General features: G+C 61.7%; 9 protein-coding genes. 8 read left to right on the top strand and 1 reads right to left on the bottom strand.

The annotated features are described in order from the left end of the window. The first annotated feature begins 7 nt into the window (after positions 1-7). Both ruvX and mltG read left to right on the top strand, forming a co-directional pair. Complete coding sequence (gene ruvX, locus G1C98_RS04740; protein ID WP_169079741.1) at positions 8-472, top strand: Holliday junction resolvase RuvX; 465 nt, start codon at positions 8-10, stop codon at positions 470-472. Continuing rightward, positions 472-1,650 (top strand): endolytic transglycosylase MltG, encoded by a 1,179-nt coding sequence (gene mltG / locus G1C98_RS04735; protein WP_169079739.1) that lies wholly within the window; start codon positions 472-474, stop codon positions 1,648-1,650. The genes ruvX and mltG overlap by 1 nt, the downstream gene beginning before the upstream one ends. Positions 1,651-1,719: 69 nt before the next feature. On the opposite strand, the gene G1C98_RS04730 is transcribed toward mltG, so the two are convergent. Next, positions 1,720-2,196, bottom strand: coding sequence for a peptidase A24 (locus tag G1C98_RS04730; protein WP_169079737.1), 477 nt, complete (start codon positions 2,194-2,196; stop codon positions 1,720-1,722). Positions 2,197-2,239: 43 nt separating this feature from the next. Here G1C98_RS04730 and aroC point away from each other — a divergent pair, with 43 nt between their 5' ends. From aroC to sufB, 6 genes are all read left to right on the top strand, one after another. Beyond that, positions 2,240-3,430: a chorismate synthase gene (gene aroC, locus G1C98_RS04725; protein ID WP_169079735.1), complete on the top strand. Its 1,191-nt coding sequence runs from the start codon at positions 2,240-2,242 to the stop codon at positions 3,428-3,430. 14 nt (positions 3,431-3,444) lie between these two features. Next, the gene (locus tag G1C98_RS04720; protein WP_169080156.1) at positions 3,445-5,058 is read left to right on the top strand and encodes a bifunctional shikimate kinase/3-dehydroquinate synthase; all 1,614 of its coding nucleotides are present in this window, start codon (positions 3,445-3,447) and stop codon (positions 5,056-5,058) included. Between the two features lie 37 nt (positions 5,059-5,095). Next, the gene (locus G1C98_RS04715) at positions 5,096-5,542 is read left to right on the top strand and encodes a type II 3-dehydroquinate dehydratase (RefSeq protein WP_003826484.1); all 447 of its coding nucleotides are present in this window, start codon (positions 5,096-5,098) and stop codon (positions 5,540-5,542) included. Between the two features lie 295 nt (positions 5,543-5,837). Further along, a complete protein-coding gene (gene pulA / locus G1C98_RS04710; RefSeq protein WP_169079733.1) occupies positions 5,838-11,093 on the top strand; it encodes a type I pullulanase in 5,256 nt (1,751 codons plus the stop codon). Positions 11,094-11,269: 176 nt separating this feature from the next. Continuing rightward, positions 11,270-12,931, top strand: coding sequence for a CTP synthase (locus tag G1C98_RS04705; protein WP_169079731.1), 1,662 nt, complete (start codon positions 11,270-11,272; stop codon positions 12,929-12,931). Between the two features lie 185 nt (positions 12,932-13,116). Continuing rightward, complete coding sequence (gene sufB, locus G1C98_RS04700; RefSeq protein ID WP_205831908.1) at positions 13,117-14,571, top strand: Fe-S cluster assembly protein SufB; 1,455 nt, start codon at positions 13,117-13,119, stop codon at positions 14,569-14,571. Positions 14,572-14,573: the final 2 nt, after the last annotated feature.

Genomic DNA, 14,573 nt, shown 5'->3' with positions numbered 1-14,573 from the left:
CACAGGCATGACCTGGTTGGGAATTGATCTGGGTGATGCTCGGGTCGGACTTGCATTGTCCGACCCCGAGCTCACCTTTGCACATCCGATTGGTAACATCCAAGCCTATGGCGACTCGTTTCGCGCCATAGATGACGTGATCTATACCATCGAAGACGAAAACGTGGACCATGTGGTCATTGGCCTGCCGCTGCTGCTCAGCGGCGAAGAAGGAAAAAGCGCCAAGAAGGCCCGTAGGTGGGCCAATAATCTCGCCAAGCGGATCGGTTTGTATATGGAGTCCGGCGAGACCACTCTGGAACGGGTGCCCGAGATAGAATTGATGGACGAACGGCTGACAACGGTAAGCGCGCATCGTCAGCTCAGTCAGGCGAATATTGCACAACGAGGGCACAGACCCGTAGTCGATCAGCAGTCCGCTGTCGTGATATTGCAGTCCGCGTTGGATAGAGGAAATAGCAGGGAGAAGTAATGGCCGATTCTTTCAACGATTACTTCGAAGAGAATACGCAATGGGTGGAAGGCAATTCGGCGGCTCCCGTCGTCGAACCGCCGAAACCGCCGAAATCGCGCAGGGAGATGCGCAAGCGTCGTAAGAAGAAGCAGCGCAAGCGTTGGCTGATCGCCATCGCCGTCATCGTCGTACTTGGTCTGGTGGGTTCCGCCGCGTATTTCGGAGTGCGACGCATCAATGCGGTCCGTGCGCAGAACGAGATGAACGAACGGCTTTCCGAGGATTACGAAGGTCCGGGAAGCGGCAAGGTGTCCTTCACCATCGAATCCGGTGAGGACGCGCTTGCCATCGGCAGGCGTCTGGTCAAGGCAGGGGTTGTCAAATCCGCCGAATCGTTCGCCAATGTGGTGAGCGCGAACAGTGTCAACCTGTATCCGGGCACGTTCGAGTTGAAGAAGCACATGAGCAACGCCGATGCGATGAAGATCCTCTCCGACACCAGTCAGGCGAAGGGATTCTTCGACGTGCGCGCCGGCGAACGCGTCAGCGATGTCATCAAGGGCGCGGCCGAGATGAGCGGCATCGCCGAATCCGAATTCACCTCCATCGTGGACGGCGACGATTCGGGCATCCTGCCGTCCGAGGCGGACGGCCACTTCGAAGGTTGGCTTGAGCCCGGGCAGTACGACATCAAGTCGAAGTCCTCCGCCAAGGAGATCCTGAAGATGATGGTCGACCGCCGTATCAAGAAGCTGGACGACCTGGGCGTGCCCACCGGCAGCGAACGCGAGAAGATCCTCAACATGGCTTCCATCGCCGAGGCCGAGGTCAACCGGAAGGACGATTACGGCAAGGTCATTCGCGTGATCCTGAATCGTCTCGACAAGGGCATGACGCTCGGCATGGACTCCACCGTGGCCTACGGCAACAACGTCAAGTCCTCGCAGATCACGCAGAAGATGCTGGATGACAGCTCCAATAAGTTCAACACGCGTATCCACAAGGGGCTCCCACCCACGCCGATCTCGAACCCCGGGGACGCGGCCATCCAGGCTGCCCTCGATCCGCCGCAGGGCGACTGGCTGTATTTCGTCACCACCGATCTGGCCTCGGGCGAGACCGAGTTCACGGACAACGCCGACGATTTCGACAAGCTGGTGCAGAAGTACAAGGCGAACAACAAGAACGCCAACTAGTACCGGCAATAGAAAACGGTGCCGACCCTCAACAGGGGGCCGGCGCCGTTTTCGCAATATGCCGAACGATCACATGCCGTACAACGTGGTCGCGGCCACCGCGCAGATCGCGGCCACGACGATTACCGGAACGAACGGCACATCGCCGCGATAGGGCGTGCCGCGCTGCGGGTCGAAGCGCTTCCAGCAGGCCGTGAACGCCAGGCCAAACGCCAGCATGAGCAGCCACCAGACGATGATTGCCGGCAATGCGCACATGCCTACGGCCAAACCGATTGGAAACATCGCCGTGATCTCGTTGCGTCCCAATCCGCCCGATCGCACCAGTGCGAGCAGCGCCATCACGCCGGTGCACAGCAGCGCGAACAGTATGGATTGCAACACGGTGAAGAAGGAATTGCCCAGTGCGGCCACGACGATATTGGAAACGAGTTGCGCCACGGAGCCGATCAACGCCCATAGGACGGGAACACGGCGGTGTCGCGCGTCCTCGACGCTGATTGCGAGCCCACATAGCAAACTCGGCAGGTAGAACAGGTATGCCATGCCTTAACATTAACCCAGTTATTTGCGAGTGAAAGGGAAACGTATGTTGCGTTGGCAGACGGCAGGCGAATCGCATGGCGAGGCATTGGTGGCGATGATCGAGGGTCTGCCCTCCGGCGTCCGCGTCGTGAGCGACGACGTGGTAGGCGCCTTGGCGCGTCGCCGACTCGGCTATGGCCGCGGTGCGCGTATGAAGTTCGAGCAGGACAAGGTGCGTCTGCTGACGGGTGTGCGTCATGGGCGCACGCTCGGCACGCCGATTGCCGTGGAGATCGCCAACACCGAATGGCCCAAGTGGACCGAGGTCATGAGCGCCGACCCGCTCGACCACGAGCTTGCCCGCGAGGGCCGCAATGCGCCGTTGAGCCGCCCCCGTCCGGGGCATGCCGATCTGACCGGCATGCGCAAGTACGCGTTCGATGACGCCCGCCCGGTGCTGGAACGTTCCTCTGCCCGCGAAACGGCATCCCGCGTGGCGCTCGGCGCCATCGCCGCGGACTTCCTTGAGCAGGCGTTCGGTATCCGCACCGTTTCCCATGTGCTGTCCATCGGCGGCGCGGGCGTGGAGGATCAGGCCACCGCCAAGCGCCCGACCCCCGATGATCTTGAGGCGCTGGACGCCTCTCCGGTGCGTACGCTCGACAAAGATGCCGAGGCGCGCATGATTGCCCGCATCGACGAGGCCAAGGCGAATGCCGATACGCTCGGCGGTGTGATCGAGGTCATCGCCTATGGCGTGCCCGCAGGCATCGGCACCTATGTGGAATCCGATCGTCGTCTGGATGCGGCGCTGGCCAGCGCCGTCATGGGTGTGCAGGCCATCAAGGGCGTGGAGATCGGCGACGGCTTCCTGGAGGCGATGCGACCGGGCTCCGAGGCACATGACGAGATGGTCATGAAGGATGGCCACATCGTGCGTGTGAGCAATCGCGCCGGTGGTATCGAGGGCGGCATGTCGAACGGGCAGCCGATCGTCGTGCGTGCCGCGATGAAGCCGATTCCGTCCATTCCCAAGGCGCTGCGCACGGTGGATGTGCTCACCGGCGAGGCCGCGCAGGCCATCAACCAGCGTTCCGACTCCACCGCGGTCCCCGCGGCGGCCGTGGTCGCCGAGGCCATGGTACGTCTGACCATCGCGCAGTATGCGCTTGAGAAGTTCGGCGGCGACAGCATCGAGGAGACGCGCCGCAATTGCGAGTCCTACCTCGCTTCCTGGCCGGAGCACATGCGGTGAGCGGCGTACGGACCATGCCGGTCGCCGTCATCATCGGCATGATGGGTGCAGGAAAGACCCGTGTGGGCAAGGAGGTCGCCCACATCATGGATCTGCCGTTCGCCGATGCCGACGTGGAGATCGAGCACGAGGTGGGCATGGGCATCCCCGAGTTCTTCGAACGTAGGGGAGAGCAGGCGTTCCGCAAGGTGGAGGCCGATCTCATCGCCGATATGCTTGAGGATTTCGATGGCATCTTCTCGCTGGGCGGCGGTGCCCCCATGACCCCGTCCACGCAGCGTGCCCTTGCCGACTACATCGCCAGGGGCGGTCGCGTGGTGTATCTGGACGCCGATCCGGCCGAAGCCATGGAACGGGCCAACCGCGGCGGCGGCAGGCCCATGCTGAACGGGGATGCCGACGCCCGTTGGAAGAAGCTGTACAAGGAACGCGACCCGGTGTTCCGCAAGGTCGCTAACGTACGCGTGCATACACGCGGTCAGACGCCGCAGATGGCGGCGAGGAAGGTGATGGATATGATTCGTGAGCGTATCGTGCACGTTACCGGCACGGGGATCGAGCCATATGACGTGTGCATCGGCGAGGGTACGATGAATCATCTTCCCGACGTGCTTGGCGAGGGCGTCGTGCGTGTGGCCCTGATCCATACCCAGCCGGTGCAGCGGCACAGCGACCACGCGCGCACCCTGCTGCGTCAGGCCGGGTACACGGTATCCGACATCGTGGTGCCGGACGCCGAGGCAGGCAAGACCGTGGACGTCGCCAACGGTGTATGGCGCAGGCTGGGCGACGAGGGATTCACCCGTTCCGATGCGATCGTCGGTCTTGGCGGGGGAGCGGCCACCGATCTTGCCGGCTTCATCGCTGCCACGTGGATGCGTGGCATCCGGTACGTGAACTGCCCGACGTCGCTGCTGGCCATGGTCGACGCGTCCACCGGCGGCAAGACCGGTATCAACACCGAGGCGGGCAAGAACCTGGTCGGTTCGTTCTACACCCCTGCCGGTGTGCTTGCGGATATGCGCACGCTTGCCACGCTGCCGAACGACATCTTCATCGAGGGTTTGGGCGAAGTGGCGAAGTCGGGCTTCATCATGGATCCGGAGATTCTGCGGATCCTCGAGGATCATGCCAGCGAATTGCGTTCGTTCGACGGCGCGATGTTCCTGGACTCCGGGCTTAAGGATGTGGTGGCTGAACTCATCGAGCATACCGTGGGAGTGAAAGCCTACCATGTGTCCGCCGATCTCAAGGAAGCCGGTCTGCGTGAGTTTCTGAACTATGGCCATACGCTCGGCCATGCCATCGAGAAGCTGGAGCATTTCCGCTGGCGTCATGGCAATGCGGTTGCCGTCGGTTGCGTGTATGCGGCCGAACTGTCGCATCTGCTCGGCTATATCGATCAGGATCTGGTCGATTACCACCGTTCGCTGCTCGGCTCGCTCGGATTGCCGACGTCGTGGAACAACGGCAGCTGGAGCGATGTGCTGGCGCTGATGCACCGAGACAAGAAGGCGCGTGGCAACAAGCTGCGTTTCGTGGTGCTCGAATCGGTGGGGCACCCCATCCATCTCGAGGATCCGCCGGCGGACGCTGTCGAAGAGGCGTTCCGACGCATCCAGCAGTAGGGTATACATCGCAAGAACGAACACAGAAGGAAGCGATATGACGAAAGTAGTGGTGGTCAACGGGCCGAATCTGGGTCGTTTGGGTGTACGCCAGCCCGACGTGTACGGCAAGCAGGATCTTGATACTCTGCGCAGGCTGTGCACCGAATGGGGCGAGGCTCTTGGCCTTGAGGTTGAAGTCCGTCAGAGCGACGACGAAGCCGAGATGATCCGCTGGATGCATCAGGCTGCGGACGAAAAGACTCCGATCGTGATGAATCCCGCCGCCTTCACCCATTATTCCTATGGGCTTGCCGATGCCGCCCATATGGTGATCGATGAGGGTCTGCCGCTGATGGAGGTGCATATCTCCAATCCATCCGCGCGCGACGAATTCCGCAAGCGTTCCGTGATCTCGCCGGTTGCCACCGGTACCATTACCGGCATGGGATTCTATGGGTACAAGCTTGCGCTTGAGGCCGTTGCGCATCTGATTGCCGGATGACGCGCGATGACAGGCGTCTGAACCGCAGCATTCCGCTGCTTGTGTTCCGATAGGGCGGGTGCCGTCGAATGACGGCACCCGCCCTTGCTGTCGCAAACGTTCGACACGCAGTGCTGGTTATGCTTTGTAGGTTCTGTGAAATACGATAGAACCTGATTGATAACGTATGCATCATCGATAATGAGAGATGCGGCCAAGGGCGGTCAGAATCCGTAATGGCGGCAATGCTTGCGTTATCAATCAACCTGTCGCATGGTGCGACAGGGGATACTCTCGATGACGAGGAAAGGGAAGCATGATCGCTCAACGGTCGTTCAGACGAATGCTGGCGGCAAGTGTTGTCGCCGCGATGTCGTGTGCGTCGCTGATCGCGGTTCCTGGCGTCGCTCAGGCCGAGGAAACCACATCCTCCGGCAAGAAGGACGTTCAGGTGATCGCGTTCCAGCAGACATGGAACACCATCGCCAAGGAATGCACCAATACCTATGGTCCGGAAGGCGTCGCCTATGTGGAGGTCTCGCCTCCGCAGGAATCCATCCAGGGCACGCAGTGGTGGACCAGCTACCAGCCCGTGAGCTACAAGCTCGACTCCAAGCTGGGCACGGAAGCCGAATTCAAGAACATGGTCAAGCAGTGCTCCGCGGCAGGCGTGGGCATCATCGCCGATGTGGTGCTCAACCAGACCACCGGCTTCGACGTGGCCGCGGGGGACCAGAAGGGCGTGGCCGGCAGTGACTACAACGGTTCCACCGAAACCTACCCAGGCTTTGCCACCAAGCAGTATCCGGAAGGCATCACCGCCTCCGATTTCCATAGCTGCAAGCAGAACATCTCCGATTACACCAATCAGAAGGAAGTTCAGGAGTGCCGCCTGAGATCCATGTGGGACTTCGATTCCGAAAGCGAGAAGGTACAGGACATCCAGTCCGACTATCTCGTCTCGCTGTGGAACGCCGGCGTGCGTGCCTTCCGCATGGATGCCGTCAAGCACATCCACACCGATTCCATGAAGGCGATCAAGGAGAAGTTCGCCAAGAAGATCGGCAAGAACGCCAGCGACATCTACTGGATTCAGGAAGTCATCGGCAACTCCTCCGAAGCCGCGGGCATCCAGCCGAGCAACTACGTGCAGAACGGCACCGTGACAGAATTCGGCTTCAAGTCCGAAATGAACCAGACCTTCAAGGATAAGATCGCCAACCTCAAGGGCCTGAGCGACCGCCTGAGCAAGGATCTGTCGTCCGAGGACGCCAACGTGTTCGTCACCAACTGGGACACCGCCCGCAACGAGGGCGCGCTGACCTACAAGGATGGTGCCAAGTACCAGCTGGCCAACGCCTTCATGCTGGCCTATGACTACGGCACCCCGCGTCTGCTCTCCGACTACAAGTGGGATGTCAACGACGATGGCGCGCCCAACGCCACCGCGACTTCCGTGCCCGATGTGGATATGGACAAGGCCTGCGCCACCAACGATTCCGATTGGAACTGCGAGCAGCGTTGGACCTCCACCCGCGGTATGATCGCCTTCCGCAACTACGTCAACGGCACCAAGGTCACCGATTGGCAGGATGACGGCGGCGACAACATCGCCTTCTCCCGTGGGGACAAGGGTTTCATCGCCATCAACAACGGCAAGAAGGACAAGGACGCCTCGTACACAACGTCTCTGGCCGACGGCGAATACTGCAACGTGTACGCCACCATGGACTGCTCCAAGACCGTGACCGTCAAGGGCGGCAAGGTCGAGACCACCGTTCCGGCACACTCCGCCATCGCCCTGTATGCCGGTGCCACCAAGGCCGATCATCCGGCCGCATCCACGGCCACCGACCCGTCCGATCCGGACGTGAATCAGGAGGATGACGAGGTCCTGCCCGACGACAAGAGCATCACCATCTACTACAAGCCCAACGATTCCAGCTGGAAGACCCCAAAGGTCCACTACGGCCTCGGCGACGACTGGAATCAGCCGGAAGCCGACATGACGCTCGATGCGCAGGGCTACTACACCGCCACCATCGGCACCAAGGGCAAGAAGATCGACTTCGTGTTCCATGATGCCGGCACCGACCAGTGGGAGAACCCGAAGGGCGGCGGCAACTACCATGCCAATGCCGGTATCACGCACGTGGGTGTCGCCGACCAGTCCGCGACCGTGGGCAACCCCGAATCCATTGGTGGCCAGACTCGACTCGTCGTGCACTACAAGCCCTCCAGCGCCTCGGACAACCGTGGCGTGTACGTGTGGGGCAAGGACACCGGCGGTACGGACATCAACGCCGAGAACCATGCCTTCACCGGCACCGATTGCTGGGGCAAGGTCGCCACGCTGACCTTCGACGGCAAGTTCGAGAACTTCGGCTTCATCATCACCAGCAGCGATTGGAACAAGTACGGCGGTGACCGCAGCGCCACAGTGAACGCCGACGGCACCGCGGAAGTGTGGATCGACGGCACCAAGTACCCGGATCAGGGCGAATCGACCACCGTTGAAACGCTCGATGCCGCACCGGCCGACTACAAGTGCACGGCCGCCACCGTCAAGGTGAAGGTCCACTACAACCGTGACGACGGCCTGTACTTCAACTCCGAGGACACCTCGACCACCGTCCCGCAGTGGGATATCTGGACCTGGTCCTCCAACTGGAACGGCGGGGCCGCCGCCTTCACCTCCCATGACGATTGGGGCGAAGTAGCGGAATACTCCTTCACCAACTACGCCTACTACAACAACGAGGGTGCCTCCGACATCGGCATGCTGCGTCGTTACGGCAAGGATGCGTGGAAAGCCAAGGATCCGGACGACGGCGATCACAAGATCCCGTCGAGTGCCCTGGCATTCGACGGCGCCGATGGCAATGCCACCGCCACCGCCGAAGTGTGGATGCTCAACGGCGATGCGACGGTGTACACCGCACGTCCGGCCCTCGGCGCTTCCATGAAGTCCGCCGAGATCTCCAACACCAACCAGCTGACGGCCAAGCTCTCCAAGAAGGTCTCCGCCGACGACATCAAGGACGACGTGACTGTCAAGGATGCCGATGGCAAGACCGTGGCCGTCAAGAGCGTCAAGGCCGATGGCGCCAAGGTGATCATCACCACCGACAAGGATCTCGACGTGCGCGGCAAGTACACCGTCGAGGTCAAGGGCTTCGGCTCGCAGGACGCCGTCGCAGGCTCCGTGGTCCGCACCGACGCCTTCGACAAGAAGTACGCCTACAGCGGCGACGATCTCGGCGCCACCTACACGGCGGCGAAGACCGGCTTCAAGCTGTGGGCTCCGACCGCCACCGACGTCAAGCTCATCACCTACAAGTCCGACGATCCGAACGCCGACGTCGATCGCACCATCGACATGACGAGCGGTGACAAGGGCGTGTGGAGCGCCACGGTGAAGAAGCTCGCCTCCGGCACCGCCTACTCCTACAGGCTCACCTTCGCCGACGGCACGGTGAACACCTCGGCCGACCCGTACGCCACCGCGGCCGTCGCCAACGGCGAACGCTCCGTGGTGCTGTCCAAGAAGGACATGGGCAACGCGGGTAAGCGCATGGGCGCTTTCTCCAAGACCACCGATGCGTCCATCGCCGAGATGAACATCCGCGACTTCTCGATCAGCCCGAACTCCGGCGTCTCCGCCGACAAGCAGGGCAAGTACCTGGGCGTGGTCGAATCCGGCACGAAGACCGCCAAGGGCGCGACATCCGGCCTCGACTACCTCAAGAAGCTGGGCGTCACCCACGTGCAGATCATGCCGATGTACGACTACGGTTCCGTCAACGAGACCGGCGATCTGAACTACAACGCCCAGGGCGCGCAGAACTGGGGCTACGACCCGGAGAACTACAACGTGCCGGAAGGCTCGTACTCCTCCGATCCGAGCAACCCGAGCTCCCGCGTCACCGAGATGAAGCAGATGGTCAAGGGTCTGCACCAGAACAACATCCGCGTCATCATGGATGTGGTGTACAACCACGTCTACAATGCCGCGAACCATTCGTTCAACAAGACGGTCCCGGGCTACTACTTCCGCTATGACGACAACGGCTCGCTGGTCAACAACTCGGGTTGCGGCAACGACACCGCCTCCGAGCGTGCGATGATGCGCAAGTACATCGTCGACTCGGTGACCTACTGGGCGAAGAACTACAGCATCGACGGCTTCCGATTCGACCTCATGGGCCTGATCGACACCAAGACGATGCAGGAGGTCCGTGCGGCCCTCGACAAGATCGACCCGTCCATCATCGTGCTCGGCGAAGGCTGGGACATGAACACCACGATGGACAAGAGCGAGATGACCATCCAGCCGAACGCCTACCAGGTCGCTTCGGACGGTACGAACAACGGCATCGCGTTCTTCAACGATTCGATCCGTGACGGCCTGAAGGGCTCCGTGTTCTCCGACACCGACACCGGTTTCGTCTCCGGCAAGGCCGATCAGGAGAGCCTCATCGCCCACAACGTGCTCGGTTGCCAGTACGATGCCGACGCCAGCACCACCTGCTGGAACGGCAACGCGCAGGATCATTACGCGGATGCCGGCCAGGTGGTGAACTACGCCGAGATCCACGACAACATGACTCTGTACGACAAGCTCAAGGCATCCGTGCCTACGGATGACGAGGCCACCACCGAGGCCCGCGCCAAGCTTGCCGACTCCGTGGTCTACTTGTCCGAAGGCATTCCGGCCATCCAGCTCGGTCAGGAGTTCCTGCGTACCAAGGGCGGCAACAGCGACAGCTACAATGCCGGCGACGAGGTGAACGCCATCGACTGGGATCGCACCACGCAGTACGCAGGCTCCGTCGACTACGTCAAGGGCCTGATCAAGCTGCGCAACAGGATCGCCGCCCTCCGCCAGACCAGCTACGACGACATCAACGCCAGCGTGACCATGCTCAAGTCCGCGGACGGCGTCGTGGCCTACCAGGCGAAGGATTCCAGCGGCACCTACGTGGTGATCTTCAACGCCAACGGCAAGGCCGCCTCCATCAACGGCGTCGCCGCCGGCAAGTACGAGGTGCTTGCCGCGGACGGCACCGTCTACGGCGATGACGACGTCAAGAGCGTCACCGTCCGCAAGGGTTCCGCATACACCGCTGGTGCGCTGTCCGCCACCGTGCTCAAGGTCGCTTCCGCCGATGACGTCGTCCCTGTGATCAGCGGCGTGACCGAATCGACGACCATCACCGTCGGCTCCAAGTTCGACCCGATGGCCGGCGTCTCCGCTACCGATGACATCGACGGCGACCTGACCGACAAGATCCAGGTCAAGGGCGCTGTGAACATCAACAAGGTGGGCGATTACCAGCTGGTCTACTCCGTGACTAACTCCCGCGGCAAGACCACGACCTTCACCCGCACCGTGCACGTGCAGAAGCAGGCCGTCGTCCCGTCCGCCGACAAGACCGCTGCGGGCGATGCGAAGAGCGCAGCCTCCGCCACGGCGGCTACCGGCGCATCCGTACTGGTGTTCGCGCTTGTGGCATTGGCCGCGGCTGCGGCCGCAATGCTGTTCCTTCGCGGAAAGGAGGAACGCAACTGAGCGCATTAATCCATAAGCAACTCCGATAAACGCGCCGATGGCCGGCCCTACACAGGGCCGGCCATCGTGTATTCTGGCGCTTTCATCGGCGTCATGCATCGCGTTTCATGCGGCACGCCATTGAAGGGGAATCGCATAACACGCCGCGTCAACTGTGAATGATAAGCTGGAGTTCCATGGTTAGAAGAACACATGGCAATCCTCAAGAGCACGTCACCAAGCATATCTTCGTCACCGGTGGCGTCGTCTCATCCCTCGGCAAAGGCCTGACCGCCTCCTCCCTCGGTCGTCTGCTGCGCTCCCGTGGCATCAAGGTCCTCCAGCAGAAGCTCGACCCCTACATCAACGTCGATCCCGGCACGATGAACCCGTTCCAGCATGGCGAGGTCTACGTCACCGAAGACGGTGCCGAAACCGATCTCGACATCGGCCACTACGAGCGTTTCCTCGATGTCTACCTGAGCCAGAAGGCCAACGTCACCACCGGCCAGATCTATCAGGAAGTGCTGCGCAAGGAACGCGCCGGCGAATACCTCGGCCAGTGCGTGCAGGTCATCCCGCACATCACCAACGAGATCAAGTCCCGTATGCGCGCCCAGGCGTCCGATGACGTCGATGTGATCATCACCGAAATCGGTGGCACCGTCGGCGACATCGAATCCCAGCCGTTCCTGGAGGCCGCACGCGAGGTGCGCCGCGATCTGGGTGCCGAGAACTGCATGTTCGTGCATGTCTCCCTGGTGCCGTACATCGCCGCCGCCCACGAGCTCAAGACCAAGCCGACCCAGCATTCCGTCATGATGCTGCGTCAGCTCGGCATCTCCCCGGACGCCCTGGTCCTGCGTTCCGACCGCCCGCTGAACCAGTCCATCAAGGACAAGATCTCCCTGATGTGCGACGTGGATTCCGAAGGCGTGGTCAACTGCGTGGATGCCCCGAGCATCTACGATGTGCCGAAGATCCTGTTCAACGAGGGCCTCGACGCCTACGTGGTCCGCGAGCTCGGCCTGCCGTTCCATGACGTCGATTGGGACGAATGGGAGGATCTGCTGGAGCGCGTGCACCACCCGAAGCACGAGGTGAACATCGCCATCGTCGGCAAGTACATCGATCTGCCGGACGCCTACCTGTCCGTCACCGAGGCCATCAAGGCAGGCGGCTTCGCCAACTACGCCAAGGTGAACGTCAAGTGGGTCGCCGCCGACAAGTGCGAGACCGAGGAAGGCGCGGCCGCCGCGCTCGACCAGGTCGACGGCATCGTCGTGCCCGGCGGCTTCGGCATCCGTGGCATCGATGGCAAGATTGGCGCCCTGAAGTTCGCCCGCGAGAACAAGCTGCCGGCCCTCGGCCTGTGCCTGGGCCTGCAGTCCATGGTGATCGAGTACGCACGCGACGTGCTCGGCCTGGAGGACGCCAACTCCACCGAATTCGAACCCGATTGCGACACCCCGGTCATCGCGACCATGGAGGAGCAGAAGGACATCGTCGCCGGCAAGGGCGATATGGGCCACACCATGCGACTGGGCAGCTACCCGGCCGAACTGGAGGAGGGCTCCCTGGTGGCCGAGCTGTACGGCACCACGCATGTCACCGAGCGCCATCGTCACCGTTATGAGGTGAACGTCGCCTACAAGGACCAGCTGCGTGAAGGCGGCCTGCGCATCTCCGGCCAGAGCCCGGACGGCGAGCTCACCGAGTTCGTCGAGCTGCCGCGCGAGGTGCATCCGTTCTACGTGGCCACCCAGGCTCACCCGGAGTTCAAGTCCCGTCCGACCAAGCCGCATCCGCTGTTCGCGGGTCTGGTGAAGGCCGCGCTGGATCACCAGCAGGCACGCTGAACGATCGCCGATCGTTAGGCGAACCGAGTAACTGAGACGATATGTGTTGCAGCCCACACCATAATCTGGTGTGGGCTGTAGCGTTTTCACGCCAGTTCTGTTAGGTTCTAGTAGGACATTGTGTGAATGACGGAGGCAAACAGGTGAGCGAATCACAAGCACCAAACGCCGCGGCTGACGTGGAGATGAGCCAATACGTGGCCGATCGCACCCGCGTCAACGAGGATAAGATCAAGCAGGATGACGAGATCATCAGCCAATTCGGCGACTACACCTACGGATGGCACGACACCGATGCCGCAGGCGAGGCCGCGAAGAAGGGCATCGACGAGAACGTCGTGCGCGCCATCAGCGCGGACAAGGGCGAACCGGAATGGATGCTCGAAAAGCGACTGCAGGGCTACAGGGACTTCATCTCCAAGCCGATGCCGCAGTGGGGCGTGGATCTGAAGGACTTCGACGCCGACGACTTCAAGTACTATGTCAAACCGATCGACAAGCAGGCCACCACGTGGGAGGAGCTGCCGGACGAGATCCGCTCCACCTACGACAAGCTCGGCATCCCCGAGGCCGAGAAGAAGCGTCTGGTCTCCGGCGTCGCCGCGCAGTACGAGTCCGAGGTGATCTACAACTCGATCCAGGAGGACCTGAAGAAGCAGGGCGTGATCTTCGTGGACACCGACACCGCGGTGCGCGAATATCCCGAGATCGTGAAGAAGTACTTCGGCAAGTGCATCCCCAGCGACGACAACAAGTTCTCCGCGCTGAACACCGCCGCATGGTCCGGCGGCTCCTTCGTCTACGTGCCGAAGGGCGTGCACGTGGATATTCCGCTGCAGGCGTATTTCCGCATCAACACCCCGAACATGGGTCAGTTCGAACGCACGCTGATCATCGCCGACGAGGGATCCTACGTGCATTACGTCGAAGGCTGCACAGCCCCGATCTATTCCACCGACTCCCTGCACTCCGGTGTGGTCGAGATCTTCGTGGAGCCCCATGCACGTGTGCGCTACACCACCGTGCAGAACTGGTCGAACAACGTGTACAACCTGGTCACCCAGCGTGCGTATGTGCGTGAGGGCGGCACCATGGAATGGGTCGACGGCAACATCGGCTCCAAGGCGACCATGAAATACCCGGCCTGCATCTTGGCCGAGCCGTACGCCAAGGCCAGCACCATGTCGCTCGGCTTCGCCGGCAAGGGCCAATACCAGGACACCGGCGCGAAGATGATCCATCTCGCCCCGCATACCAGCTCCACCATCGTCGCCAAGTCGATCTCCCGCGGCGGCGGACGTTCCGCCTATCGCGGCCTGGTGAAGATCGTCAAGGGCGCCGAGGGCTCCTCGAACTCCACCGTGTGCGACGCGCTGCTGGTGGACGAGTTCAGCCGTTCCGACACCTACCCGCATGTCGACGTGCGTGAGGACGACGTGTCCATGGCGCACGAGGCCACGGTCTCCAAGGTGTCCGAGGACCAGCTGTTCTATTTGATGAGCCGAGGCCTGACCGAGGACGAGGCCATGGGCATGATCGTGCGTGGCTTCGTCGAGCCCATCAGCCGTGAGCTGCCGATGGAATACGCGCTTGAACTGAACAGACTTGTGGAACTGCAGATGGAAGGATCGGTGGGCTGATC

This window comes from Bifidobacterium erythrocebi (genome assembly GCF_012932675.1).
Lineage (GTDB): Bacteria > Actinomycetota > Actinomycetes > Actinomycetales > Bifidobacteriaceae > Bifidobacterium > Bifidobacterium erythrocebi.
The sequence above is the reverse complement of the archived record's forward strand: the minus strand, read 5'-3'. Positions and strand labels throughout refer to the sequence as shown.

Coding starts and splice junctions, on each gene's coding strand:
- G1C98_RS04705 (WP_169079731.1), top strand. CDS start 11,270: ATGGTTAGAAGAACACATGGCAATCCTCAAGAGCACGTCACCAAGCAT.
- G1C98_RS04715 (WP_003826484.1), top strand. CDS start 5,096: ATGACGAAAGTAGTGGTGGTCAACGGGCCGAATCTGGGTCGTTTGGGT.
- aroC (WP_169079735.1), top strand. CDS start 2,240: ATGTTGCGTTGGCAGACGGCAGGCGAATCGCATGGCGAGGCATTGGTG.
- mltG (WP_169079739.1), top strand. CDS start 472: ATGGCCGATTCTTTCAACGATTACTTCGAAGAGAATACGCAATGGGTG.
- pulA (WP_169079733.1), top strand. CDS start 5,838: ATGATCGCTCAACGGTCGTTCAGACGAATGCTGGCGGCAAGTGTTGTC.
- ruvX (WP_169079741.1), top strand. CDS start 8: ATGACCTGGTTGGGAATTGATCTGGGTGATGCTCGGGTCGGACTTGCA.
- G1C98_RS04730 (WP_169079737.1), bottom strand. CDS start 2,196: ATGGCATACCTGTTCTACCTGCCGAGTTTGCTATGTGGGCTCGCAATC.
- G1C98_RS04720 (WP_169080156.1), top strand. CDS start 3,445: ATGCCGGTCGCCGTCATCATCGGCATGATGGGTGCAGGAAAGACCCGT.
- sufB (WP_205831908.1), top strand. CDS start 13,117: ATGAGCCAATACGTGGCCGATCGCACCCGCGTCAACGAGGATAAGATC.